Source organism: Halocynthiibacter namhaensis, assembly GCF_000812685.1.
Taxonomy (GTDB): domain Bacteria; phylum Pseudomonadota; class Alphaproteobacteria; order Rhodobacterales; family Rhodobacteraceae; genus Halocynthiibacter; species Halocynthiibacter namhaensis.
This window is the reverse complement of the sequence record NZ_JWIF01000067.1, coordinates 105,668-130,245: the sequence shown is the minus strand read 5'-3', so window position 1 is coordinate 130,245 and position 24,578 is coordinate 105,668. Positions and strand designations below refer to the sequence as shown.

Below are 24,578 nucleotides of genomic sequence, written 5' to 3'. Positions count from 1 at the left end.
TGACCACCGTGATCATCTTGGCGTCGAGGTGATTTGCAATGTTTTGCCGATCGCGCCTTCCACCTATTACCACCGCAAGTCGATTGATCGTTATCCCGAGAAGGCATCGGATCGAGCAAAGCGTGATGCCATCATAATGACTAGGATCACCCATTTCTGGGAGAATAGCGGGAAGCGCTATGGGGCGGTTAAGATCTGGCATGACTTGCTCGACGATGGGTTTGTCGTCGCCCGTTGCACGGTTGTTCGCCTTATGAAAAGCATGGGGATACTGCAGGGAAAAATGCGTGAAAGGATCCGAGAGATTATCATGCAGACTTGCTCAGAACTGGGCGTTCATATTGTCAGCGGTGTACTTGGTCGCGATCATGTCCATATGTTCCTCTCGATCCCACCGAAGCTTTCCCTGTCAGATGTGATGCAGCGCATCAAAGGGAGGTCATCGCGACGGATCCAGATGGAGTTTCCCGAACTGAAGAAGCGGTACTGGGGCCAAAGGTTTTGGGCGCGTGGGTATTTTTCGACAACATCTGGAAATGTCACCGATGACATCATCTTGCAGTACTTGGAATTACATTCCCAAAAATGATGCTACCGGCATCAGCCGGTAGTCCTTCACTGAAATACCATGTAGCACATACAACTGCACATAGTAAATATACGGCAAACCTACCGCTACCTGAGAGATCGTAGATGACGGCACCCAGCCCAAAGCGGGCTCGCGCATCTGATACGTCGGGCGGGAAGCGGACTTTCGCTCCGCCGCCATACATCCTTCACTTGGGGCTGCAATTACTGAAAATCAACGTCCTCCGGGACCCTCAACTATTAAAGTAAGAGGATAACTGGAAACGGGCGTTATAGTCCTAGATATCGCAGAGAGTTTGCTACAAAAATGGGCCTAGCCGATGCCCTAAAAAGCAACTCATGCCTTTGTTAGCCTAAGCTCCCATTTTTTTCGCCCACCCGGCCACTTCTTTAGGGCTAAGCTTTTTGATATCATTACCGCTTCGAACGAAGCAATCATCTCCTAAAAAGGATAATTCATCTTGAGGTGGTACATTGACAATGAAAACATGACGATCAGAATAGTCGAACACGCGCAGTCCTGATACGGCAGCATTTTTTATGTTCTCGCTCAAATCTGAACTATCAATGAGCTTTCTAATTTTTACAAAAAGATCATCGACAGTAATATTCATGCAGGCAATGTCTTTGTTTACACCGCAAATATGCCAACCGTGATATTCATAGGTACCAATCGTAAATGCTTTTTCGATTTTATCTTTATCATCGACACCGTCGCATACTCCAAAAACTAGATAGGACTGGTTGTTCGGATTAGAGTTGGCCAAAGCGCATAGAGTTTTGGGAATTTTAACATCGAACGAACCTTCCCATTCCTTTGAGTGCAAATTTACAAAGCCTTGTTTGTATTCTATTATTTCGAGTTCGACACGCGATGATGAGAGGATGTTTTTCAACTCTTGCTGGTTGCTTACCGCATTCGCATAATCTTTCGGTCGGAGGACACAACAGTCGCCTATCAACCCTTTGAATGTGTCGATGTTTTGCTTGCGCACATCCGGGTTCTGTGCTTGCTGCCCAACCTTTATTCTTGGAGATACATCTTCTAGTGCCCGCCATGCTTTATCATAGTCCGAAATAATCTTGTTCTCGGAATTTCGAATAAGGAAAATCGCCAAGAATAGTGCGTAGAAAATTTGCGTTTGCTCGTTTGAAGTATTCCCCTTGTAGACGTGGGAACGGAACATGTTATTTTCAGATTCGCTGTGTGAGATTAGCTTCTCTACATCCGCGAAGCATTCCTTGAACTTATCAATGTAGAACTCCTCGCCTTTAATCGAAATTTTTGCGTCGATGTCTTTAGAGTTCTGATTGTTCTCGTCATATAGCTTATCGAGATTTGCCTTACCGACACCCATAGGGCTTTCCAGTATCATCCCAGATAGAATATCAGCAATGACCTCTTCGTCGCCACTATTCTTAAGCTTTTTGAAGTGAATAATTCCATTGGCACACCAAAAAACATCTTCCGCAATTATTTCATTTCCAGTGTAATTTTGTCTATTTGCGATGCTAATGTTTGCCATTTTATGCAGTGGAATAACAGGGCTGGAAACGTCGCCACGTACATAGCATGCCAAATCAGAAACTAGCTTGGAAAAGCGCGAAGTTGACCCCGCCTGCCTACGATCTTGTTCGCTGAGTTTGACGCCTGTCGCATTAATGCGGTTGAATACAATGTCAATAACGTCGCTATCTGGGGCTTTGAAGGTCGTAACCGCAAGGTTGTAATTAAGAATTTTCTCACATGACTCTTCGGGAATGCATTCTGTAATATCAGAATATTTTTTTTCAAAATGACCGTCTGCATTGGCACGCCTTGCGGATAAAAACGTATCTAAGTTAAAGTAGCCTTCTGTGGTTTTAAACCTGTTTTCAATGTAGCTAAAGATGGCATTCAACCTTTGCAATCCATCGATAATTTCGATCTGGTCTGTTCCAGTACGTTCAGCAAAAAGAAGTAAGGGGACAGGGTAATCACAGAGAATGCTATGAATTAGCTCCCTTTTTTCCTCAATGCTCCAGACCAGCTTGCGCTGATAGCGTCGATTAACGATTAGCTTGCCGGTCCGATAGTCATTGTAAAGAGACTGGATGTTAATGCCTTTAGGAGTAAGTGCCAAAATCATGGATCCTTGAATAAAACAATTTATGGGCCTTCGTTTTAGACCACCTGTCTACCAAAAAACACGTTTTACAGCATTAAGGCGAGTCCTAAACAAACTATTATGAAAAATTACTCGCGTAGGTGTCACATCCAGCGAAGTTCGCCATAATGAATGTCCGCTATGGGGTAGTGGGCTCAATTTTGCAAAGTACACTAACTGCCCAAAGCTGCCACCTGTGACCGCAAAAAGTGGGAAAGTTCAGTCTGACAGCCAGATTGGGAAGGTTATGTGAAACACCATATTTCATGGCTTGAACTCAAACTTTCCCACGCAATGAAGAACTTTCCCACGTTTGGGAATGTTCTGAAAATGCAGGATTGTCTAAATATGGGTTAAACAGCGCCTTAAAGCCCTGTTTAACAAGCCTATAACAATCGTTTAGCCGACCGGTCTCGTATCGCGATAATTGGCCAACCTTCGCCAGTATGGCCCATTTCAGGCTTTACTGCATGACAAAAGCCATCGGCCAATTTTCCTGTGACGCCTAGTTGAAGCGCCTTATTTTAAAGGATCCAACTCAGATAAACTCACTACAACCCGGATAAACTCATTACTGCAAGTATCTGTGTCAGCGTACAATTATTCTTTATTTACAGCCGAAACGCAATGCATTCAGGACATTGGCGAATTATGGCAACGGCACCCGGATTCCCACGATTTCCGACAGGCCGACGAAACTTCAAATGCCCTTAGTTACCTCAAGCCAAAGTAGGCATAAAAGTAGGCACGCCACTCCCGACGATGAATATAATTAAATAAAATCAACGGTATGATTGAGTTTTTTGGCGGACAGACAGGGATTCGAACCCTGGAGACGGTTCCCCGCCTACACACTTTCCAGGCGTGCGCCTTCGACCACTCGGCCACCTGTCCACTGCGGTGTGAATTAGCCTTGAAACGGTAGGAGTTCAAGAGGCAAATATTGCAAAATACAAAAAACTTATTCTACCTATCGCAGTGCGGTGTTCCCCAGTGTCCTGCACTCAAACCTGGTCGCTATTATCGGGTCATAAAATATGACACAAAGCATCGCCCCCAAGGTTTCCCATTGTTTCAAAGCCTGAAACCCTGTCTCAGTGCATCTATTTCTCGCCCACAGGCATGGCGACACAGATCCGCGGCATCACGCCGCTCTGCCTCTCATTCGGAGTTTCGATCGCGATGTCGCTTTCGCCTTGCTCGACCATCCAGCATCGCTGGTATGAATTGCACACGCAGGATGGCCGATTTCAGACGGCAACACTTACAACGTCACCGCCCATCCCCAGCGTCACCTGCATCTTGGCTGTCGATGAAATCACGATCGATATCATCGGCAGCGGTTTTCTTTGGCGATACCGGGGGCACCGCCGATGTCGCACGCGTGGTATTTCCACTTAATGCCTCGGGATTGCGAAGCCAGATGTCCCGTTGAGCAAAGGGAATTTCAATACCTTCCGCCGCAAAGCGTTCTGCAATTTGGTGGTTCATTTCTGAACGCACCCCCAAGCCAAAATTGATATCCCGCAGGACAGCACGAATTTCGAAATCCATACTGTCAGCGCCAAAACCTTTAAAGACCACGCCCGGCCCCGGGTTCATAACGACCAATGGATGCGCTTCAGCGATCTCCTGCAAGATAGCTTCAATTTTTCGGGTGTCAGAGCCATAAGCCACACCAACCGGCACAATGATGCGCCCGGTCAGATTGCCCTTGGTCATGTTCATCACAACCCCCGAAATCAAGTCGGCGTTCGGGACGATCACATCAGCACGATCAAATGTCTCAATACGGGTTGAGCGCACCGAAATCGATTTTACTGTACCGGACTGCCCCGAAACTTCGATCCAATCCCCCTCAGCAATGGGGCGTTCAATCAACAGAATGATACCAGAGACGAAATTCGACACGATATTTTGCAAGCCGAAACCGATACCCACCGACAAGGCACCCGCGACAATCGCCAATGCGGATAGGTCAATCCCTGCCCCCGTGATCGCAATCAACGCGGCCAAGAAGATCCCGACATATCCCATGCCTGACACGATGGCATTTTGTCCGCCTGGATCAATCTTTGTTTTGGGTAAGATCGTATTGCGCAACGCCCCTTGCACCAGCTTCGTCACCATGTAACCGATTGAGAAGATCACAGCTAAGGTTATGAAAACAGTGGGCGAAATTCGAGTGTCACCAAGTGGTACACCCTGTAGGAACTTTGCCCAATATTCCGACAAAGTTGCCGCACGCATGCCCCATGACAGTGCCAATAATGGAAGAGCCGCAACAGTCAACGCAAAACCAGCAAGCACCGGTACCAACGTATCGCGCGCCTCTTCACCCCGACCAGATACCAACACCCAAATTTCGCTAAACAGGCGTTGAAGGATCAGAACAAATGCCAAAAGACCTAAGGTCGATGCGGCAGGAAACACCAAACGCTGCCCAGCACTGAAGTATCCAATCGCCGCAAGCGTCGCGCCGCCCAATGCCACGAACACAGCGGCCCGGCCCAGCAAACGCAACATTCGACAGCGATAGTTAGGCGGCGTTTCGCCATCATCCACCGTCTCGTTTCGGTAATGCGCTGACAGTAATTGTCCTATGCGCGCGACCATCAATGCCACCAAGACAAGGATCGGGAACACCAAGACCACGTGAATTTCCGGGGGCAAATTAAGGAACTGTGAAAGTTCCACTACAATGCCGTTCAGGGCCATCATTGCCCCAAGCGATGCGGAATAAAAACGCCCCTCGGTGCGCTGCTGCGCGCTGAGATTTAGGTATTTCAGGTCCCCGGATTTTCGGGGAAAGACCCTGGCACCAAGCCAACTGGCCATAAAGAATACGAACCCGGCAGCTGGCAAAATTTGCAACAACACATCGCCACCAAGACCGACAAGCCCTGTTGCGTAAACCGCAAAGGTCAGCGCCAATACGCCAAGAGTCGGCAAAACGAACTGCCCCAAAGACACAGCAAAGCCTAGAAGCCAGCGCCAAGCAACTTGATTGTGCATTTGCAACCAAAGACTTAGGCGTTCTGACCAACGGCGTCCACGCAACATCAGGATAAAACCAATCAGCGTCAGAACAGCAATTGCAAGGCCATTGCTTTTCGTTTCCGCCTGTTGAATGGGGCTTGCCCAGGCTGTGCGAAACTCATCCCCGATGTGCTTAGTGCCCTCAATCAATGCCCCCACAGCAGGCCCCCAATTGGCCGGGTTCAGCGGCGTTGGGCCAAGGGATAAGATTTGATCTTTGCTTCGATCACGAATGATCTGATCGATCTGAGAAATCAGGCCATCCGCCTGTGTCCATGCCGCTTCCGCTTTTTGCACAGGGGCGCGGGCGTCGGATAATTCGGTGGTAAGCTGTTGACGGCGCTGCGCAATTTCCTCGGCCTCGGTCCCTTCGGTCGGAAGCGGGCCAAGTGCTGCAATTTGTGCGCGCAGGCTGGCGATTTGAGGGGTGTTTTGCCCCTGTGCGGTTGCAAACCCGTCTCTCCAGGCAGCGATTTGGCCTCGCAGGTTTTCCAACGCGACGTCAGATGCACGCCCGGCCGCAATCGCATCTTCCGCGCGCTCCGCAGTGGTATCCCACAATGTATAGTCAACACTGGTTTCGTCCGATTGCTGCGCCATCCCTGATGGGACGGACATCATTCCAAGAAAAACAGCAAAAACAAATATCTGAAAAATCTGCGTAAAACGTCGCATCATTGCGTCCTGTCATTAGTCTAATTATGGCCCAATCCGGTGCAGGCCAAAAATGAAAAGCCCGGCACGCTGATCCGGCCGGGCTTGTGAGGGTTAATCTTCGAAAACCGATGGAATTGGTTTAGGAAGACGGTCTAGCCATTCCGGCACCGGAAGGTTTTTTTCCTTCAAAAACTGCGGATTAAACAGTTTGGACTGATAGCGGTTTCCATAGTCACACAACATTGTCACAACACGAGAACCAGGCCCTAAATCGCGCGCCAACTTCATCGCACCAGCAATATTAATTGCGCTGGATCCGCCCAACATGAGCCCTTCATGTGCCAACAGGTCATAGACCAAGGGCAAAGCATCCTCATCCGAGATCGAGTAAGCGAAATCAGGTTTAAACCCTTTCAGGTTGGCGGTCTCGCGCCCCTGCCCGATGCCTTCAGTGATTGATCCACCTTCTGACCCAAATTCGCCTTCTGTATAGTATTTGTACAAAGCCGACCCTTTAGGATCTGCCAAAGCAATTTTGACATTTGCATCGCGTTCACGCAGCCCCATCGCGACACCAGCAAGTGTTCCACCAGACCCAACGGCGCAAGTAAACCCGTCAATCTTGCCGTCCATTTGCTCCCAGATTTCTGGGGCGGTTGTCTCAATGTGTGCTTGGCGGTTGGCGACATTGTCAAACTGGTTCGCCCATACCGCGCCATTTGGTTCTGTTTCCGCAAGCTTCGCAGCCAAACGTTCAGAATAGCGCACGTAATTGTTCGGGTTCTTGAAGGGCGCCGCGGGCACCTGAACAAGTTCAGCCCCGGCCAATCGGATCATGTCCTTCTTTTCTTGGCTTTGGGTTTCGGGGATAACGATGACCGTCTTAAACCCAAGTGATGCCCCTACAAGCGCAAGCCCAATACCCGTGTTGCCCGCCGTCCCTTCGACAATTGTGCCGCCAGGTTTCAGAAGGCCACGCGCAACAGCGTCTTTGATCATATATAGGGCGGCCCGGTCCTTCACAGATTGACCCGGGTTCATGAACTCTGCCTTGCCAAAAATCTCAGCTCCAGTGGCCTCAGACGCTGCCTTCAAGCGAATAAGGGGCGTGTTCCCAATGGTTTCGACTAGATCATTACAAATGCGCATGGCGGTCTCCAGCAAAGTTCAGACGCAGACATATGCCTGCGGAATTTGATTAATCAGTAAGCACGCAGAGGCGGAAACTCAAGGCCAGCCACAGCAAAAGCCTCGAGAAACTTGACCTACGTTAAGTTAGCCCGCCACCTGTGCGCGCAATCGATCCCGGTGTCGTGCCAGCCAAAGTGCCGAAACAACCAATGGGCCAACCTGTGCCTCACCCGTGTCCAGCAGTTCCATCAACGCGTCAAAGCTGCACATCTGACTGCGGATATCTTCATTTTCGCTGGCCAGACCGCCGATACCATCCGTTCCGTCAGGAAGGTCACAGAGCGCCAAAAAACAATGATAATATTCTGTCGTTATGCCCGGCGTCGGGTAATGCCCGGAAATTGGCAAAAGTTCATTTAATGTCAACCCCGCCTCCTCCTTTGCCTCACGTTTCGCCGCATCTTGGGCAGTTTCACCCAAGTCGATGCGCCCGGCAATCGGCTCAAGCATCCAAGGGTTCATATCGCCGCGTAGGAACGCACCACTTCTGAACTGTTCGACCAGTAAAACGCGGTCACGCACGGGATCATAAGGCAGCACCATGACCGCATCGACGGTGACCAGAACTTCGCGGTTGAAACCATCTGTGGTGCCGCCATCAAATGTTTTGTGCTTCAACGTGATTTCATCCATCGCGAAGAACTTGTCATAGGCACGGTGGTGATGCACCACTTCGACATCCGCTGTCGTCAAACCGGCCCGCTTGATGTTTGCAGCACTCTCACCAACCTGCCAGCCCTTCGCAGCCATTGCGCGCAACATTGGCAGGCGTTTCATGGCCTGATCGCGATCCAGTTTTCCGTAAAGCGCCATGAAGGCTTTTGCAGTGCGTAAATTATGTGCACCATGAGCGCGAATGAAGTCATCTAAGACCCAAGGCGCACCAAATTCCCACGTACCGGCTTGCGCAAAATACACCTCTACAGAATTGGTTTCCCCTTCAGGAACAATATGTTCCAAGTCAAAGTTAAACCCGCCCTCATAGTAATTTAAGCGATCAACGGCTTCTTGATCCGCCTCAAAGATCACCCCTTCCGCATAGCTGCCCGCTTCCGCACGGATCATTGGAAAGATCTGATCTTTCGCCCAATACACAGCATGATTGGGCAGGCGAACACTGCGTGTATCCGACGGTTTTAACGGCCGCCCGATCACAAGTTCCAAAAGATCCAAATGGCAAAGAGTGCCGTAGAAAAATAGTTGCGTCACGTGCTGCTCCAAACCAAGTTCAACGAAAGATCTGACACAGCTTTCCCCTTAGATCAAGGTCGCTTCAGCCCCATTTGCGATGCGCATTCCAAGACATCCATCCACATATCATGCCCCCAATGATCAACGTGCTGATTGTCCCAACCGTCGCAAAATTCATTGTCCAATTGAAGCCAATGTCAAACACAGCTTTCACAGCTTCCACCGGACCCGCGTAAATTTTGCGCATAGAAAGCAGGATCATTTTATATCCAGAGTGCAAGAACAACGCGACGCAATAGATTGTAATCGCAGTGGTAATTCCGCCGGTCAACGATTCAACAAAGGTCTTGGTTGCACGCACCCCCATCATTCGCCATCCGAACACCATTGCGACGAGACAGTTCAATATCCAAAAAGACCCAATCCGCGTGCCCTCGGGCAGCAATGGAATAATCATGGTCGACAGCACAAATGCAAGGAACGGGAACGTGATGGCACCAACAAGACGGGCGGCGGTAGGCATATGACGTTGTCCTTCACAGAATAATCAACCGTTAAGGTAGAGTAACTTTGTTGAAATGAGAAATATAGGTTCAAATTTTACAAAACGTGAAAATTGTCAGCCGGCAGAAAACGCGGCCCCAATACAGGTTGGAGCCGCAAGATCGTTAGATCACTTGATCAAGTGCCTGGATCAACTTGGTCACCTCGGCTTCGGATGTGTAATGCACGAAACTTAAGCGCAAAACGCCCTTTTCAAGGTCTAATCCCATGGCCGACAACGGGCGAGATCCGTAAAAGTCGCCACCACCCGCCATGATACCAAGGGGGACAAGCGCTTGTGCTGCTGCGAAGCCACGCCCAGCAAGTTCAACAGCCACAGTCGGGGCTTTGGCTGCTGCATCACTGGTCCCGATCAAGCGCGCCGAATTTTTGTTGCTTAGATAGTCCAGCAAGGGTTGCAGCAATTTTGTTTCATAGCTGCGTTGCATGTCATGAATTGCCTTGGCCCGTTCCGATGGGCTGGCCAGCTGGCCGGGTAAATGATGCGCATAGAGATCATCAATGTAATCCACCATGCCTGCACATGCCGCAACCTGTGCATGGTCCGGCCCCGCAGGGGTGAAGCGTTTGTACAAAGCATCCCCGTTAAACCAATGTCCTTGGTTGGGCAGTTTCATCCCTAATTCACGACGAATAACCATGATGCCTTGATGTGGGCCGAAGGTTTTATAAGCCGAAAACAGATATACATCCGCGCCAATTTCATCAACATTAACAAACCCATGCGGCGCATAACTTACACCGTCCACACAGGTCGCAATACCACGTGCGCGGGCCATTTTGCACACGCCTGCAACATCGTTGATTTCACCGACAATGTTGGAACAATGCGGAAAGGCGATCAGTTTGACCTTATCGTCAATCAACACGTCAAGATCCGCAACATCAAGGCTGCCAGTGTCCGGGTTCACCGCCCATTCGCGCACTTCAAAGCCTTCATCTGCAAGACGGCGCCAAGGGCCAGAGTTCGCTTCGTGATCTTGATTGGTCACAATAATCGCGTCACCTGGCGTCATGTACTGACGAAATGCATTGGCCAGAACATAGGTGTTTTGCGTGGTGGATGGGCCAAAGGAAAGTTCATCCGTATCAACCCCCAACATCGCCGCCATACGTTCGCGCGCTTCATCCATCTCTTGGCCCGCAAGTGTCGAAGCCTCATAGGGGGCATAGGGTTGAACTTTGCGCTCATTATAATATCGCGTCAGGCGGTCAATCACCTGCTTACACGTATAGCTGCCGCCGGCATTTTCGAAAAACGCCTGGCCTTGCAAAGACGGCTGGTCAAATGCGGGAAACTGGCTGCGTACAAAATCGATATCTAGGTCGGTCATCATGGGCTCCGAAGGATGTGTTAAAGTGCAGGCAGGTCTTCCAGCCAGTTACTGCAAAGGGCAACAGACAGCGCGAGATTGCTGACCACAAATTGTTCGCATTCAAATTGCAGGAGGTCAATCACCATTGCTGCTGTATGATGTTGGCACGACCTCCTCAGTGGCAGAACTTGGGTTAGAATGTGAAAACGGGCGCCATCAGACGCCCGTTACATTGCTTAATCCGCTAAGGGGATGGCTTAGCCGTTCACATCGACGACCACACGGCCTTTGATTTGTCCTTTCAAGATGTCTTTGCCCAACGAGGGCAAGTCAGACAAAGTCGCAGGCGTGACCATCGCTTCAAGCTTGTCCATCGGCAGATCCTTTGCCAGACGACCCCAAGCCCGCACACGGTTGTCATAGGGTTGCATCACCGAGTCGATGCCCAACAGATTCACACCGCGCAGAAGGAATGGAATCACAGTCGCAGGCAGCCCCGCCCCCCAGCAAGACCCACGGCAGAAACAGAAGCGCCATATTTCATCTGACCCAGAACGCGTGCAAGCATGTCACCGCCCACCGCATCAACACAACCAGCCCAGGTTTCCGCTTCCAACGGACGTTTGGTAGTTTCATTGATCTCTTCGCGGGCTACAATTTGGCTTGCTCCGAGGTTTTTAAGATAATCCGCCTGTTCCGGGCGCCCCGTCAGAGCGGCGACCTCATAGCCAATATTTGCAAGGATCGCGGTCGCAACAGACCCGACGCCACCGGCCGCACCTGTGACCAACACGGGGCCATGGCCAGGCTTCAGACCATGATCTTCCAGTGCCATAATCGCCAACATCGCAGTAAAACCAGCGGTACCGACAGCCATTGCTTGGCGGGTATCAATCCCCACAGGCAATGGCACAAGCCAATCCCCTTTTACGCGGGCTTTTTGGGAATACCCCCCCCAATACGCCTCGCCCACACGCCAGCCGGTCAAGACGACCTTATCGCCAGCTTTGTAGCTTGGGTTGTCTGATGCTTCCACCGTGCCTGCAAAATCAATGCCCGGAACATGGGGGTAATTGCGTACAAGCCCGCCACCAGGGCCGATGCACAGACCATCCTTATAGTTCACCGTGGAATAATCCACGGCAACCGTCACATCACCGTCAGGCAGTTGATCAAGCGTCAGCGCCTCAACCGCAGCAGAGGTCTTACCCTCGTCATTTTTATTCACAACCAATGCGTTGAACATCTGATGTCTCCTTATGTCCAGAATTCTGCACGCAGACGGGCGTCGCATCTGCCAGCCTGCGTTTCAACTTCAACATCCACCCCGGCGGCAAAGCGATCTGCTTGGACCATGCCGATGGCGACGTTAATCTTATGGTCAGGCGAATAAGTCGCAGAAGTCACCTGCCCGATCCGTTCGCCGTTCATCAATATTGCCCAGTGTCGATCACAGGTCGGGACCGGATCGCCGAAAATCTCCAACGCACAAAGTTGCCATTTCGCACCTTTGGTGCGGGATTTTTCCAAGGCTGCACGCCCGATATAATCCGCATCGGAGTTTACAAATTTCCCAAGACCGCAATCAAACGGTGTATGGGCCGCGGTCATGTCATTGCCATAAGACAACAATCCGCTTTCAATACGTTCAATCAGGTTTGGTCCCCCTGCGCGAACATCTAAATCTTGCCCGGCAGCAAACAATGCTTGCCACAGATCCATGCCAATATTACCACCATCCACGTAGATCTCAAATCCGCCCTGTTTGGAATATCCAGAACGCGCAATCACAAGGTCACGACCTTGAAATTCCATACGTTTATAACGGAAAAACCGGATATCACGCACCACATCTCCAAAGACCCGCGCCACTAATTCATCAGCCTTCGGCCCCTGAACAGCCAGTGGGGATACATCCGGTTCTTCCACCGAAACATTTAGGCCCATGCCCGCTGCGACGCCTTTTACCCAAAGCAGCAAGTCACTGTCTGCAATTGAAATCCAGTAATGATCATCACGATGTTTCACCGCAACTGGATCATTCAACATACCGCCGTTTTGATCCACCATCGGCACATAATAGCACTGATCATCCGCCATTTTTGATAGATCACGCGGCGTCAACAACGCCATCAGCTTTGCTGCATCTGGGCCTTTGACGGAAATTTGACGTTCGCAGGCGACATCCCAAACTTGCACGTGCTGTTTGAGATGCTCACAATCCGCCGCCAAGCTTTCAAACATTGCAGGCAACAGCATACGGTTATAGATCGAATATGCCGAAACACCGGCCTCTTCTACCCCTTGCGAAAAGGGAGTACGGCGCAAACGATTTGATCGGGCAATGGCAACCATTGGGGCTCTCCTCGAGATGCGGGGGGATCACCCCCGCAGCGTGGTTTATGTGTCCGCCTTAGCGGCCCGGACCTTTCCAATCGATCTGACAGATCTCAGCAGAACGCCCGTCAAAATCCCAAACACGCCCAAACGCGCGCACTTTGCCTTTGTCGGCCTTGGCAACCGTAATATCCGGCCCCATCCAATACCCCGTATTGGCCGCAACAACGTCCTGATCCGGGTCCTTGCCCTCGATCGGCGTCACAGCACCTTGGATTGTCCGACCAACGGTCAAGTGACGTGTTTTACCTTCCGTTGTGAAGCTGATTGGCGCGCGTTCCGCACCCAGGAATTCACTGACCAACATCTTGAACAGACCCGTGGTGCCTTTGGCCGCCCCAGAGAAAATATGCACAAGCGCATCAAAGGCATCGTCAGACGCACGGTCATCAATATATGCTGCGGCCTTCCAGTTGCCTCGGGCCATTTTACCTGGAATTTCCAACATCAAGCCGACGTTTAAACCGGACAGATCAATGTCACCATATTGGCCTTCATCAATGCGAATGCCAGACCAAGCCTGACAGTGGCCTTCCGTTGGTTCATGATCGCCAAGACTGATCACACAGGGGCAAAAAACCGTACAGTTACAGTTCAAGATCAACTCGCCCTTGATGGTCCAAGGCACTGTTCCCACTTCCATATTCATTGCACCGTCCATTTTATTTCTCCTCGTTTTATTCGCTTAAAGCGCAAAAGCGCCCAGATTAAAAAAGCCCGCAGCAATCAGCCCAAGCCCCAGTGGTTTCGTGATGTGACGGCCAATGTCTGGCAGTTTTTCGAACATCATCAAAAGTGTCGCGATCCCCATCCAAAGGATATTCATCGTGCCGCCAACAAAGGCCAACACCATCAAAGCCCAACAGCATCCCAGACAGATTAACCCCAGCTCAAGCCCCATCTGCAGCGCATTCCATGGGCGCTCATTCCAGCGTTCCATAAAGAAGGTCAGCGGCATGCGGCACTTACTCAGGCAGGCGTCCTTGAATCGGCTGAATTGGTACAGCCCTGCCATGATCAACAAGGCCGTCGTCAGCCAACCCGACAGGCTTTGCCCCGTTGGTGTAACAAGGCCATAAACGAACAAGGCCAACTGTGCGCCCGCAGCCAAGATCGAAAATCCAGCCCAGATGATCAAGTAACCTGACAACAACTTCCAAAGGCTTACGTGATCAGACGTTGGCAATTCCTCATAGGTGGCGAGCGCCGGCAAAAATGTCGGTGCCATCATTGCAGCGGACATCAGGCCCCACATCAGAAATAGCTTCCCAAATCCGGCAACATCTGGACTGACTGTGCAAAGTGCCGCCCAAAACGTGGCACCGTAAAGCGCAGACAGGTTTCGCGGGTCACTGTTGACGGACATCATATACAACACGACCCAAGCCGCCATAATCAGGCCAAACAATGCCAGCCAATGCATGCCCCCCATGGAACGGATGCGTGTTGCGATCATCTGTGATTCCCCCTAAGTCTTGCAAATACCCTGCATTGTTTTTAAATGTCTGACAATTGAAAGATTTCCCCGAGACGTCACGTTCCTTGCAGAAAATCGAAACGAGAGGGCCCTATGGCTGGCACCAAAAACACCGCTGATCTTTCTGTTGAAATTGCCACCGCAATTCGCGAAGCAATCGTGTCGGGAAAATTGATTGTCGACGAGCGCCTGCCCTCAGAAGCCGAATTGGCATCCGAATTTGGCGTGTCGCGCCCGACAGTTCGCGAAGCCCTTAAACGCCTTGCCGCACAAAACCTCATCCGGACAAAACGCGGCGCAACCGGTGGCGCTTTTGTCAATCGCCTTAGCTTTGAGGAAGCGCGCGGCGATCTGATCACGACGTCCACACTGCTGTTGTCAATGAATGACGTCGATTTTGACACCGCGTGCGAGGCGCGTTTCACTTTGGAACGTGCCTGCGCCCCCCTGTCCGCCCAACGCAGAACCCCCGATCATCTGGCAACAATGCGCGCGGAAATCACACGCCAAGGTCAGGCGGGCCTGTCCGATGAAAGCTTTTGCGCGTCAGATGTGGCCTTTCATCGGGCGCTTGTGGATGGTGCAGGAAATCCCGTGTTGTCATGGCAATTGGCCGCCGCGGTTGAGGCCATTGAACCCCTGATGAATATGATCACCTATAGTCAACGAGATCGCGACCAAATCATCGCTCTGCACACAAGAATTGCCGATGCCATCGAAGGCCAAAATGGTGCGGACAGTGACCAAGCCTTGGCTGATTTGGCAGAATACACCCGCAGCTTGGCCCGTGCCGCCATGGAGCGCCGCAAAGCACGTTAACTGTGGATTTACTTTGATGTGATGACGTGAAGATATGCAAAATATGTCTTCATATCCAAACTCACCTCTCACCCCGGACATTTGGTTGCGCGACTTATTTTCATCAAAGGCCGCCCGCGATGGCAAAGTTATTCGACGTAAATCCGAGGATATTGAACGCCTTGTGGGATGGCCCCTGTTCACAGCCGAACTGGACCGACGCGGGTATCACGCCGTGGAAAAATGTGGCCAAGTGGTGATTTTCTGCAACCAAGCGCCGGTCCGTGTTTTGCGGTAATTCGTTTTCTTTGAAAGAAAACGGACCGGAAACTTTCAAAGTTTCCGGCGCTCCCCCTTTTCAATCCGCGTAACTGCACCTATATAGAAAATGTCCTTCGGGACTATGAACATAAACGCGCTCGTAATAAGCGGATCGGACCCGGGGGCGGTACCCGGCGACTCCACCAACACATTTCTCATTTGGGGATTTTGGGGTCGAAATAGGATCGACGGACGTCTAAAGGGGTTAGCTTTGTTTCGGTGAGATACCACCGTTATCGGTTCAATATAAGCTAGTTGCAAATGACAACAAAGCTCCGGCAATGGTTCTGGCAGCGTAAGCTGTTCGGATCGCCGAAACTAAGCCCCTTCGCCTAGCCGCGTTGGGCGGGGTCCGCAGGTACCTGGCAACAGAAACCTGCACCTTCCCCCATTTCGCCACCCCGCGATTTCCACTGCTTGACCTTGCCACATTTGTTTGCGAAATAAGCATATGGGGTACATTGCGAATACCCCGTGAGGCTTCGGTCAAAATTTCGCGTCCCAGCCCTAAAACGGAGGATGCAATGCCCGCGCCCAATGAAATCACCCCTCAGAAACTATCTCGGCTGATTGGCACGCCAGATGCACCTATCATCTTGGACGTCTGCCTTGCGGAAGACTTTAACACTGATCCGCGCACCATACCTGGTGCATCTCGCCAGTCCCATCTTGAACTTATGCAAAATGCAGAACAATGGCGTGATAAGCGTTTGGTTGTAAGCTGTTGGCAAGGTCAAAAATTATCGCAAGGCACCGCTGCAATATTACGTGATGCAGGTGCCCGTGCCGAATATCTGCGTGGCGGCAACTGCGCTTGGGCCGCTCTCGATCTGCCAATGATCCCAATTTCAAAGATACCACATACCACGCAAGAAAATTCAATATGGGTCACACGTCATCGCCCGCGTATTGATCGCATCGCATGCCCGTGGTTAATCCGTCGTTTTGTCGACAAAAACGCCCGTTTTCTCTTCGTCGCCCCCTCTGAGGTGCTGGGCGTTGCAGATCGTTTCAATGCGATCCCCTTTGACGTAGAAAACACGTTTTGGGGGCATCGCGGTGACCAAGGCGAGTATTGTACATTTGACACGATGATCGCCGAATTTGGCCTAAGAACGCCTGCACTGGAACGTCTCGCAACCGTCATTCGTGCCGCAGATACGAACCGCCATGAGCTTCACCCCGTGGCCGCTGGCCTTTTGGCGATATCCGTTGGGCTTTCGCGCCAGTATAAGGATGATGTACAGCAACTGGATGCTGCGATGCCACTTTACGACGCGCTTTATCGATGGGCGCGGGACGGTTTTGAGGAAGAACATGATTGGTCACAGGAAAGCAAAACATGAATAATGATATTGTTTCGTATCGTGAACTCTTTCGTGTTTTTGGCCGCATTGGGGTGATGTCTTTTGGCGGTCCCGCCGCGCAAATCGCATTAATGCACCGCGAGTTGGTCGAAGACCGGCCTTGGTTGAGCGAGGATAGTTTTTTGAACGCACTCTCTTTCTGCATGCTCTTACCCGGTCCAGAAGCCATGCAACTTGCGACATGGGCAGGTTGGAAAAAACGAGGCATCCCCGGTGGCCTGATCGCTGGTGGTTTATTCGTCATTCCCGGTGCATTGATGGTGCTGGCCCTTGCTTTAGCCTATGCCAGATTTGGCGCTTTGCCTTGGGTCCAAAGTCTGTTTCTTGGCGTCAAGGCAGCGGTGGTCGTGATCGTGATTGAAGCCCTCTTGAAAGTCTCTAAGCGTGCATTTGGCCAGGCCTCGGGCGCATCCGCCCAGCAAAGCTGGGTCATCGCAGGGCTTAGTTTTCTTGGCATCTTCGCCCTCAATATTCCGTTTCCAATAATCATTTTTCTGGCCGGGCTGTGGGGATATTTCACGGCCTTAAACACGCATCAACAAGAAGCGCCCAAAAATACGCATAAGCCCGTCCATTCACTGTGGGTCATCATGTTTGGCATCCTAATTTGGGCCCTGCCCTTTGCCTTCATCAGCGCAAGCCCGGCTGCGGACTTCTTAACACACAGTGGCATCTTCTTTTCCAAGCTCGCGGTGGTGACATTTGGGGGGGCCTATGCCGTTTTGGCCTATATGACCCAAGAAGTCGTCAGCACGAATGGCTGGCTTAGCACGCAGGAAATGTTGGATGCTTTGGGGCTGGCCGAAACCACGCCCGGGCCTTTGATCTTGGTCACTGAATTTGTCGCGACGCTTGCGGCGCATAAACAAGGTGGTGTTTCATTGGCCATCGGCAATGCCGTTTTGACACTATGGGTCACCTTTGTGCCCTGCTTCATCTGGATATTCGCCGGCGCACCTTGGGTCGAGCGTATCATGGCACATCCTCGGTTGCGCGCGGGTTTGCAGGCCATCACCGCTGCGGTGGTTGGCGTCATCGCAAACTTATCGATCTGGTTCGCGCTGCATGTCTTCTTTGATCAGGTTGATACCACCGAAATGTGGATGTTCTCCCTGCTAAACCCAGTGTTATCAAGCCTGAACCTTTCTGCCTGCGTCCTTGCGGGGTTGTCTGCGTATCTTCTGCTGGTGCGCAAGTGGAACCTGCTCATTGTCCTTGGCGTCCTGGGGATATCAGGGCTTCTGATCAACGCAATATTGTAGCCAACCAGGGTGTTACGCGAAAAACCATCTGCGCGGGGCTACCATTCGTCTGGGAATCACTTATGATCGACAAAACAAGCCGGTGCTTCCGGCTCAACAAATCAGAGATATAAAAATGTCCGACAGCACCGACAACGACACCATTGAATACGGCATTCTCATGCATGATGCCCTACGCGTTTTGATTAAGACAGTGCTTACTGACGTTTCGGAACGTGGCCTGCCCGGCGATCACCATTTCTTCATTACCTTTGATACGACCCACCCAGATGTGCAAATCGCTGAATGGCTGCAAGATCGCTATCCTGGCGAGATGACCATTGTCGTACAGCATTGGTTTGAAAATCTCGAGGTCGGTGACGAAGGCTTTGCCATCACATTAAACTTTGGCGAGCAGCCCGAACCCCTATATATCCCTTGGGATGCTCTGGTCACATTTGTCGACCCATCTGTCGAATTCGGCCTGCGGTTTGAAACACACCAAGAAGATGACGACCCAGACCCCGAGGATGACGAGATCCCTGAGGCGCCGATGGAAGAAAATGCCCAAGACGATGACACGCCTCATGAGGCCGAAGTCGTCAGTCTAGACGCCTTCCGCAAGTAAGCCTTCACTTGTAAGATCCATTGAAACGCCCCAACAGGTTTAGGGGCGTTTTTTTTGTAAGATCGCGTTGTTCTTACAGCGGCAGTAGGTACAGCAAGCCCGGCAAAATCACCATGCCCGCAATCGCCTGCCATGTCATGATATCCGCATACAGCCCTGCATTGCCGCCCATCCGCCGCGCAATGATATATCCGTTCGCGGCAGCAGGCACTGCCATGACCATCGCTCCGATCAACAGATGCAATGGCACAAGCCCTGCATAGGTTCCAAGCAAAACAAAAATCGCTGGCGCAAGAACCGGGCGCATCACCAGCCCAACAATCACCAAAGGTCCAACGCGTAGCAAGCGACGAAACGTAATCCCAGCCCCCACAGCCAAAAGCCCCACACCAAGTGCTGCACGGCCAATAAAATCAAGGGATTGCGCAATCGGCCCGGGAATAGTCAACCCACTTATACTAAGGGACAGGCCAATCGCACAGGCTTGCACCAGCGGGTTTTTTACAATTGTCATGACCACAGTCTTCAAGCTGGCCTCGCCCGGGCCATAGACCGACAGCATAATGATGCAGACAATGTTGATCAGCGGAATAAGGAACGCCATAACCACGGCGATCAGCAAAATCCCCTCATCCCCTGCGATTTGTTCCGCCAAGGCCAAGGCAATAAATCCGTTCCAACGCGTCGCCGACTGAAACACCGTGGTAAACGAGGGCGCATCCATCACGTGATCGGGCAACAAGAACCGCAGCAAAAACACCAATGCAGCCAAGATCACCAACGTCAGGATCAACATACCAATCAAGGGGCCAAAACGCGACATTTCCAACTCGGATTCTGCAATCGCGCCAATCAGAACCGCAGGAATTAACAAGCGAAAGCTCATCACTTCAACCCCGGTCCATTGGTCCGCAGGCAGCCCCCCACTGACAGCAAGACCATATCCACAAAGGATGGTTAAAAAAACTGGCAATACAAGAAGTGCTAGATCCATGAAATTTGTCCCGTGATGCGACGTAAACACGACGCTTTGCGCATTGGAAATTCTTAACCTCTGGGGTATTAGAAACGCAACCACAGAACTGGCACTTTACAGCGGAGATTCCCATGACCGATACACGCACCGAAACGGACAGCTTTGGCCCATTAGAAGTTCCTTCAGACAAATACTGGGGCGCACAAACGCAGCGCAGCCTGATGAACTTCCCGATTGGTTGGGAAAAACAACCGATTGCCATCGTGCGCGCACTTGGTGTGATCAAGCAGGCCTGCGCCGAAGCCAATATGGCCGCAGGTGTTCTGGAATCTGACAAAGGCAAGGCAATCGTTCAAGCCGCAACTGAGGTGTTTGAAGGCAAGTTTGACGACAACTTCCCGCTGGTTGTTTGGCAAACAGGATCTGGCACACAGTCCAACATGAATTCAAACGAGGTCATCGCGAACCGTGCGATTGAAATTATGGGCGGCGTGATTGGGTCCAAAACCCCTGTTCACCCAAATGATCACTGCAATATGGGTCAATCTTCTAACGACACATTCCCCACCGCGATGCATATCGCAACCGCCATGTCCGTGCGTGAAGTATTGCTGCCAGGTCTTGAAAAACTGCTTGCTGGTCTTGATGCCAAAGCTGAAGAATTCAAAGACATCATCAAAATTGGGCGCACACATACACAGGATGCGACCCCTTTGACCTTGGGTCAGGAATTCTCTGGTTATGCCCATCAAATCCGCAAAGGCATTGCACGTGTAAACGCTTGTTTGCCTGACATTTATGAGTTGGCGCAAGGCGGCACTGCCGTTGGCACCGGCCTGAACACACGTCCCGGTTGGGGTGAAGAAGTGGCGGCCAATATGGCCCGTATCACTGGTTTACCTTTCGTGACCGCACCGAACAAATTTGAAGCCCTCGCCGCCCATGATGCGATGGTGTTTATGTCTGGCGCATTGGCGACTGTTGCCGGTTCCGCTTACAAAATCGCCAATGACATCCGTTTCTTGGGCTCTGGCCCACGGTCTGGTTTGGGGGAATTGATCTTGCCTGAAAACGAGCCAGGATCATCTATTATGCCAGGCAAAGTGAACCCAACCCAAGCCGAAGCCCTGACCCAAGTGGCAGCGCACGTCATGGGCAACAACGCCGCCATGACTTTCGCAGGCTCGCAAGGTCATTTTGAGCTGAATGTTTACAACCCAATGATGTCTTACAATCTGCTGCAATCTATCCAACTTCTGGGTGATGCGGCAGACAGCTTCACCGAACGTATGCTCAACGGCATTCAGGCGAATGAACCCCGTATCGACAAGTTGATGAAAGAAAGCTTGATGCTGGTCACAGCCCTAGCCCCAACCATCGGTTACGACAACGCAACCAAAGTTGCCAAGACCGCGCATAAGAATGGTACAACTTTGAAAGAAGAAGCCATTGCCCTTGGTTTTGTAGATGCGAAAACCTTCGATGAAGTGGTGCGCCCGGAACAAATGATCGGTCCAAAAGCATAGGCATTTCACATGGCAAAGCTCGTAAACCTCAACCGGGCCCGTAAACAGCAGGCCCGGGAAGAAAAACGTGATCAATCTTCTGAAAATGCTGTAAAACATGGGTTGAGCAAAGCAGAAAAACTGCTTATGGCCACACGTAATACGCGGGCGCAACAGATGCTCGATCAACACAAAAATGAAGATGACCACGACGAATGAACATCTATACCGACACACGACCAAAAAAACGTTCCCTCACTCTTAAAGGGCACCGCACCTCTGTCACCCTTGAGGATGATTTCTGGCGCGCCTTTCGTTCCATCGCTTCTGACAAAGCGGTAGCGGTCAACACGTTGGCAGCTGAAATTGATTCAGAACGTGGCACTGAATCCGGCTTGGCGACTGCAATTCGTCTTTATGTTTTGCGTCACTTCCAAGCCATAGCACGCGAGACGGCGCAAGTTCACTCGCATGCTCAGGCCAGCTGATTGATAAATCAGAAACTATGATGAACGGCGGCTCCCTTATTGAAAGGCAGCCGCCGTTTTCATTATGCCGTTTCACGTTTCTTTAGGTCCAACCAAATACCATTTTTGGCCCGTACCGTCAGATGTGCAACCGGCACAGGTGTTTGATCTGGCACGGTTTGAAATTCAAAACGCTGCAATATCATCGAAAGCAACAACGGCCCCTCGACCATCGCGAACCCTGCCCCGGGACAAACCCGACTGCCGGTGGAAAATGGAATGAATGCTTTACGCATGCATTCGCGGCCGTTCTCGCTGTGCCAGCGCGTCGGATCAAATCCATCAGGATTATCCCAAAGACGTTCATGGCGATGCAGGTGCCACGGCGAAACCACCACTTGGGCACCCGGCGCGATGTCTCGGTCCCGAAAATGTTCAGGGCACTGGGTTTCCCGCACCATCATCGGCACGGGCGGATACAGACGTAAAGCCTCGCGGAACACATCACGACTGACTTTCAGTTTTGACATCTCGGAAAACGCCCCGTCCTTCAACGCAGATGCTTCCTCTGCAAGCTTATCTTGCCAAACAGGATAAAGCGCTGACAAATACAATGTCCAAGCAAGTGCAGAGGCGCTGGTTTCATGCCCTGCCAAAAAGAAGATCGCCACTTGATCCACCATTTCCTCAGTCGTGAAACAATCCCCTGTCACCGGATCTGCCGTGGTCATAATTTTGGTCGCCAAATCATCCGGGGCCGTGCCTGCTTCGATTTCGCGCATCCGCGCAATAGTCAATCCCGTGATCAAATCGCGAATGTCTTTTGCGGCTTTCTTAGTGTTTTTCCGAAACAAACGCGGCATCCACCGCGGCATGGGAATAAACGCCGCAATGTTTAAGATCGGCTGACTGCGTTGATAATCGCGAAACTTTGTGAATACAGCACTGGCTGTTTCATGTTCAATCGGGATCGAGAAAAGTGTGCGGAAAATCACATCGGCTGCCGCATGGCTTGCTTCTTCCTCGATTTCAATGCGTCCGTCGCCACGCGCTTCCAGTCGTGCAACGCAGGCCTCAGCCGCCGCATACATCGCAGGCCAAGTTTCGCGCAACCTGCCCCCCTCAAATGCCGGGTCAATGATGCGACGCTGCCGCTTCCACACCGCGCCATTGGTCAAGAACACCGAATTTCCCAAAAGCGGGCGAAGTCCTTCGGATATCCGCCCGGATTTTGGAAAATCATCGGGACGCGCTTTCAACACCTCATCAATCAACTCAGGCTGATTGATCATATAACTGCGGAAAAACGGCGTCTTGAACGCCGCCATCCATGCCCGGTACAACCGCTGCGGCTGCGCCGACAAAATGTCTTGCCGGAACAACTTCACATAACGCCACAGAGATACTTTATCCGGCCGCGCTGGGGGCTTAGGGGGCAAAATCACAGTCATAAGACATCCTGATACGGCGACAGCGGATCTTCTAGGCGAGACTTTGACGCAGGGCGGTTTTCATAGCGCTGCCACAGAGTTTGGGGACCAGCTGTAATCTGAAAATAGTCATAGTCCTTCGGTGCATCAAAGGCGCAAAGATATTGGAAATGAAGTCGGAAAAACCGCCAACGCAAGGCTTTCCAGCGCGCGGGCGTCAGGCTTTGTGTAAAGGATGCGGAAAACACCAAAGGCCAGCGTTTGTTTTTAGGTGCAACGCCAGTCACTGAAACCGGGTCACACAGCGCGAATGCACAACCATCCCCAGGCGCAGTCACATCCACCCAAGGGATTACATCCTGCCCTGACATAAACTGAAGATCACCGCGTAACCTATTGGCATTTTTCAAAAAAGACACCATTGGAACAACTTGCCCAAGGGTTAACAAAGACACGGTCGTCCCCCCCTTTGGCATGTTATTCCTGCGTGAAAAATCCGCCAACAAGGACACCGCAATATGCGCGCCGGAACTGTGCCCGACCACCAATATTTCATCGTATCCTTCAGACAGTGACTGCAACAAGCGCCCTCGAAATGCTTCGATCTTTGCTTCCAATTCAGGGGGGCTGGCCCCGTGATTGCGCGCGGACCACGAATAATCATGCATCAAATAATAGGCGAACAGCTTGTTATCGATTTTGCGGAACCCTCGCAGGGAAAACATCAACACCAAGGCAAAGACTGGGACAAACAACCACCCATGCAAAAGCCTTGACGTCAAATTTCCGAAAATCATGCCTAAACCGCATGCGACAAGCAGTTGTAAAGTCAGCATGAAGATCGGATAAAGCGCTGCGATCATTGGGCCTTTTCGGGTTTTCAGCAAACGCGAAAAAGCGCCAGATCCAATATAAGTCCATGCCGTGCGCGCCAACATAAGATAGGTGCGCGGGATGTTTTGGGTCATGGTTTCTTTGACGATATCGGACCAGACGAGCACCTCGAAATCAGACGAAACCACTTGGCCGCCAATCTTAGCATCAACATGCCACCCATAAGGACCACCGCCCTCGGCCCGTTTCAAGGCAATATCATAACCGGAAATCTCAGCCTGAAGCGCGCTTTCCTTGCGGTATAGTTCACGGTACCGGCGGGGATGAAACGGATCATAGCCTGGAATATAGAAAACCTTACGCCTGCGCACAAAAGGCACCGCCTGAGTTGGTTTAGGATCATTTTCAGACGACATATCCGGGTTACACCTACGTTCTACAAGG

The 24,578-nt window shown here is 51.3% G+C and carries 20 protein-coding genes, 1 tRNA gene, 1 other RNA gene and 3 pseudogenes; 11 read left to right on the top strand and 14 right to left on the bottom strand.

Annotation, left to right across the window (positions count from 1 at the left end; all coding sequences use genetic code 11):
• Window positions 1-136: 136 nt before the first annotated feature.
• Window positions 137-235 (top strand): annotated as a pseudogene (locus RJ38_RS19430) (hypothetical protein); the annotation flags it as partial.
• A 42-nt stretch (window positions 236-277) separates the two neighbouring features.
• Window positions 278-611: pseudogene (tnpA, locus tag RJ38_RS19425) on the top strand (IS200/IS605 family transposase); the annotation flags it as partial.
• Window positions 612-941: 330 nt separating this feature from the next.
• Here the strand turns inward: tnpA and RJ38_RS18280 are convergent.
• The 11 genes and pseudogenes from RJ38_RS18280 to RJ38_RS15255 all read right to left on the bottom strand — a co-directional run bounded on the left by RJ38_RS18280 (window position 942) and on the right by RJ38_RS15255 (window position 14,546).
• A complete protein-coding gene (locus RJ38_RS18280; protein ID WP_162183582.1) occupies window positions 942-2,711 on the bottom strand; it encodes a GmrSD restriction endonuclease domain-containing protein in 1,770 nt (589 codons plus the stop codon).
• A gap of 828 nt (window positions 2,712-3,539) precedes the next feature.
• Window positions 3,540-3,629: transfer RNA gene (locus RJ38_RS15300), tRNA-Ser, on the bottom strand.
• Window positions 3,630-4,007: 378 nt separating this feature from the next.
• Window positions 4,008-6,449 (bottom strand): DUF3772 domain-containing protein, encoded by a 2,442-nt coding sequence (locus RJ38_RS15295; RefSeq protein ID WP_082005783.1) that lies wholly within the window; start codon window positions 6,447-6,449, stop codon window positions 4,008-4,010.
• 93 nt (window positions 6,450-6,542) lie between these two features.
• Window positions 6,543-7,580 carry a cysteine synthase A gene (locus RJ38_RS15290; protein WP_039019733.1) on the bottom strand — a complete coding sequence of 346 codons (1,038 nt, stop codon included), beginning with the start codon at window positions 7,578-7,580 and terminating at the stop codon, window positions 6,543-6,545.
• A gap of 126 nt (window positions 7,581-7,706) precedes the next feature.
• The gene (locus RJ38_RS15285; RefSeq protein ID WP_039019732.1) at window positions 7,707-8,831 is read right to left on the bottom strand and encodes an NUDIX domain-containing protein; all 1,125 of its coding nucleotides are present in this window, start codon (window positions 8,829-8,831) and stop codon (window positions 7,707-7,709) included.
• 64 nt (window positions 8,832-8,895) lie between these two features.
• Window positions 8,896-9,336: a TrgA family protein gene (locus RJ38_RS15280; RefSeq protein WP_039019731.1), complete on the bottom strand. Its 441-nt coding sequence runs from the start codon at window positions 9,334-9,336 to the stop codon at window positions 8,896-8,898.
• Between the two features lie 145 nt (window positions 9,337-9,481).
• Window positions 9,482-10,711: an aminotransferase class V-fold PLP-dependent enzyme gene (locus RJ38_RS15275; protein ID WP_039019730.1), complete on the bottom strand. Its 1,230-nt coding sequence runs from the start codon at window positions 10,709-10,711 to the stop codon at window positions 9,482-9,484.
• Between the two features lie 239 nt (window positions 10,712-10,950).
• A pseudogene (acuI, locus tag RJ38_RS15270) lies at window positions 10,951-11,939 on the bottom strand (acryloyl-CoA reductase).
• Window positions 11,940-11,950: 11 nt separating this feature from the next.
• A complete protein-coding gene (locus RJ38_RS15265; RefSeq protein WP_039019729.1) occupies window positions 11,951-13,048 on the bottom strand; it encodes a dimethylsulfoniopropionate demethylase in 1,098 nt (365 codons plus the stop codon).
• 58 nt (window positions 13,049-13,106) lie between these two features.
• Window positions 13,107-13,751: a DUF1326 domain-containing protein gene (locus RJ38_RS15260; RefSeq protein ID WP_420319421.1), complete on the bottom strand. Its 645-nt coding sequence runs from the start codon at window positions 13,749-13,751 to the stop codon at window positions 13,107-13,109.
• Between the two features lie 24 nt (window positions 13,752-13,775).
• Window positions 13,776-14,546 carry a DUF2182 domain-containing protein gene (locus RJ38_RS15255; protein WP_238321720.1) on the bottom strand — a complete coding sequence of 257 codons (771 nt, stop codon included), beginning with the start codon at window positions 14,544-14,546 and terminating at the stop codon, window positions 13,776-13,778.
• 114 nt (window positions 14,547-14,660) lie between these two features.
• On the opposite strand from RJ38_RS15255, the gene RJ38_RS15250 reads away from it, so the two are divergent.
• From RJ38_RS15250 to RJ38_RS15230, 6 genes are all read left to right on the top strand, one after another.
• The gene (locus tag RJ38_RS15250; RefSeq protein ID WP_039019728.1) at window positions 14,661-15,386 is read left to right on the top strand and encodes a FadR/GntR family transcriptional regulator; all 726 of its coding nucleotides are present in this window, start codon (window positions 14,661-14,663) and stop codon (window positions 15,384-15,386) included.
• Between the two features lie 43 nt (window positions 15,387-15,429).
• Window positions 15,430-15,663, top strand: a complete 234-nt coding sequence (locus RJ38_RS15245; protein ID WP_039019759.1) for a hypothetical protein — start codon at window positions 15,430-15,432, stop codon at window positions 15,661-15,663.
• A 53-nt stretch (window positions 15,664-15,716) separates the two neighbouring features.
• Window positions 15,717-16,069, top strand: a transfer-messenger RNA (tmRNA) gene (ssrA, locus tag RJ38_RS18625).
• 141 nt (window positions 16,070-16,210) lie between these two features.
• Window positions 16,211-17,032 (top strand): chromate resistance protein ChrB domain-containing protein, encoded by an 822-nt coding sequence (locus tag RJ38_RS15240; RefSeq protein WP_039019727.1) that lies wholly within the window; start codon window positions 16,211-16,213, stop codon window positions 17,030-17,032.
• A complete protein-coding gene (gene chrA, locus RJ38_RS15235) occupies window positions 17,029-18,315 on the top strand; it encodes a chromate efflux transporter (RefSeq protein ID WP_039019726.1) in 1,287 nt (428 codons plus the stop codon). The genes RJ38_RS15240 and chrA overlap by 4 nt, the downstream gene beginning before the upstream one ends.
• Before the next feature lie 115 nt (window positions 18,316-18,430).
• Entirely contained in the window at window positions 18,431-18,922 is a 492-nt protein-coding gene (locus RJ38_RS15230) for an SspB family protein (RefSeq protein ID WP_039019725.1), read from the top strand.
• A gap of 73 nt (window positions 18,923-18,995) precedes the next feature.
• Here the strand turns inward: RJ38_RS15230 and RJ38_RS15225 are convergent, their stop codons facing one another.
• Window positions 18,996-19,916 carry an AEC family transporter gene (locus RJ38_RS15225; RefSeq protein ID WP_039019724.1) on the bottom strand — a complete coding sequence of 307 codons (921 nt, stop codon included), beginning with the start codon at window positions 19,914-19,916 and terminating at the stop codon, window positions 18,996-18,998.
• A 113-nt stretch (window positions 19,917-20,029) separates the two neighbouring features.
• On the opposite strand from RJ38_RS15225, the gene fumC reads away from it, so the two are divergent.
• From fumC to RJ38_RS15210, 3 genes are read left to right on the top strand one after another with little or no spacing between them, the layout of a single operon-like run.
• On the top strand, window positions 20,030-21,424 hold the full coding sequence (fumC, locus tag RJ38_RS15220) for a class II fumarate hydratase (RefSeq protein ID WP_039019723.1): 1,395 nt from the start codon (window positions 20,030-20,032) through the stop codon (window positions 21,422-21,424).
• A gap of 9 nt (window positions 21,425-21,433) precedes the next feature.
• Window positions 21,434-21,622 (top strand): DUF4169 family protein, encoded by a 189-nt coding sequence (locus RJ38_RS15215; RefSeq protein ID WP_039019722.1) that lies wholly within the window; start codon window positions 21,434-21,436, stop codon window positions 21,620-21,622.
• On the top strand, window positions 21,619-21,891 hold the full coding sequence (locus RJ38_RS15210; RefSeq protein WP_039019721.1) for a ribbon-helix-helix domain-containing protein: 273 nt from the start codon (window positions 21,619-21,621) through the stop codon (window positions 21,889-21,891). The genes RJ38_RS15215 and RJ38_RS15210 overlap by 4 nt, the downstream gene beginning before the upstream one ends.
• A gap of 62 nt (window positions 21,892-21,953) precedes the next feature.
• Here the strand turns inward: RJ38_RS15210 and RJ38_RS15205 are convergent, their stop codons facing one another.
• Both RJ38_RS15205 and RJ38_RS15200 read right to left on the bottom strand, forming a co-directional pair.
• A complete protein-coding gene (locus tag RJ38_RS15205) occupies window positions 21,954-23,321 on the bottom strand; it encodes a cytochrome P450 (protein ID WP_039019720.1) in 1,368 nt (455 codons plus the stop codon).
• Complete coding sequence (locus RJ38_RS15200; protein WP_052245457.1) at window positions 23,318-24,550, bottom strand: alpha/beta hydrolase; 1,233 nt, start codon at window positions 24,548-24,550, stop codon at window positions 23,318-23,320. The genes RJ38_RS15205 and RJ38_RS15200 overlap by 4 nt, the downstream gene beginning before the upstream one ends.
• Window positions 24,551-24,578 lie beyond the last annotated feature (28 nt).

What these genes read in the sequence shown, in the direction of transcription:
- RJ38_RS15295 (WP_082005783.1), bottom strand. Translation starts at nt 6,449, where the DNA reads ATGCGACGTTTTACGCAGATTTTTCAGATATTTGTTTTTGCTGTTTTT.
- RJ38_RS15290 (WP_039019733.1), bottom strand. Translation starts at nt 7,580, where the DNA reads ATGCGCATTTGTAATGATCTAGTCGAAACCATTGGGAACACGCCCCTT.
- RJ38_RS15280 (WP_039019731.1), bottom strand. Translation starts at nt 9,336, where the DNA reads ATGCCTACCGCCGCCCGTCTTGTTGGTGCCATCACGTTCCCGTTCCTT.
- RJ38_RS15275 (WP_039019730.1), bottom strand. Translation starts at nt 10,711, where the DNA reads ATGACCGACCTAGATATCGATTTTGTACGCAGCCAGTTTCCCGCATTT.
- RJ38_RS15265 (WP_039019729.1), bottom strand. Translation starts at nt 13,048, where the DNA reads ATGGTTGCCATTGCCCGATCAAATCGTTTGCGCCGTACTCCCTTTTCG.
- RJ38_RS15260 (WP_420319421.1), bottom strand. Translation starts at nt 13,751, where the DNA reads ATGGACGGTGCAATGAATATGGAAGTGGGAACAGTGCCTTGGACCATC.
- RJ38_RS15255 (WP_238321720.1), bottom strand. Translation starts at nt 14,546, where the DNA reads ATGATCGCAACACGCATCCGTTCCATGGGGGGCATGCATTGGCTGGCA.
- RJ38_RS15250 (WP_039019728.1), top strand. Translation starts at nt 14,661, where the DNA reads ATGGCTGGCACCAAAAACACCGCTGATCTTTCTGTTGAAATTGCCACC.
- RJ38_RS15245 (WP_039019759.1), top strand. Translation starts at nt 15,430, where the DNA reads ATGTCTTCATATCCAAACTCACCTCTCACCCCGGACATTTGGTTGCGC.
- RJ38_RS15240 (WP_039019727.1), top strand. Translation starts at nt 16,211, where the DNA reads ATGCCCGCGCCCAATGAAATCACCCCTCAGAAACTATCTCGGCTGATT.
- chrA (WP_039019726.1), top strand. Translation starts at nt 17,029, where the DNA reads ATGAATAATGATATTGTTTCGTATCGTGAACTCTTTCGTGTTTTTGGC.
- RJ38_RS15230 (WP_039019725.1), top strand. Translation starts at nt 18,431, where the DNA reads ATGTCCGACAGCACCGACAACGACACCATTGAATACGGCATTCTCATG.
- RJ38_RS15225 (WP_039019724.1), bottom strand. Translation starts at nt 19,916, where the DNA reads ATGGATCTAGCACTTCTTGTATTGCCAGTTTTTTTAACCATCCTTTGT.
- fumC (WP_039019723.1), top strand. Translation starts at nt 20,030, where the DNA reads ATGACCGATACACGCACCGAAACGGACAGCTTTGGCCCATTAGAAGTT.
- RJ38_RS15215 (WP_039019722.1), top strand. Translation starts at nt 21,434, where the DNA reads ATGGCAAAGCTCGTAAACCTCAACCGGGCCCGTAAACAGCAGGCCCGG.
- RJ38_RS15210 (WP_039019721.1), top strand. Translation starts at nt 21,619, where the DNA reads ATGAACATCTATACCGACACACGACCAAAAAAACGTTCCCTCACTCTT.
- RJ38_RS15205 (WP_039019720.1), bottom strand. Translation starts at nt 23,321, where the DNA reads ATGACTGTGATTTTGCCCCCTAAGCCCCCAGCGCGGCCGGATAAAGTA.
- RJ38_RS15200 (WP_052245457.1), bottom strand. Translation starts at nt 24,550, where the DNA reads ATGTCGTCTGAAAATGATCCTAAACCAACTCAGGCGGTGCCTTTTGTG.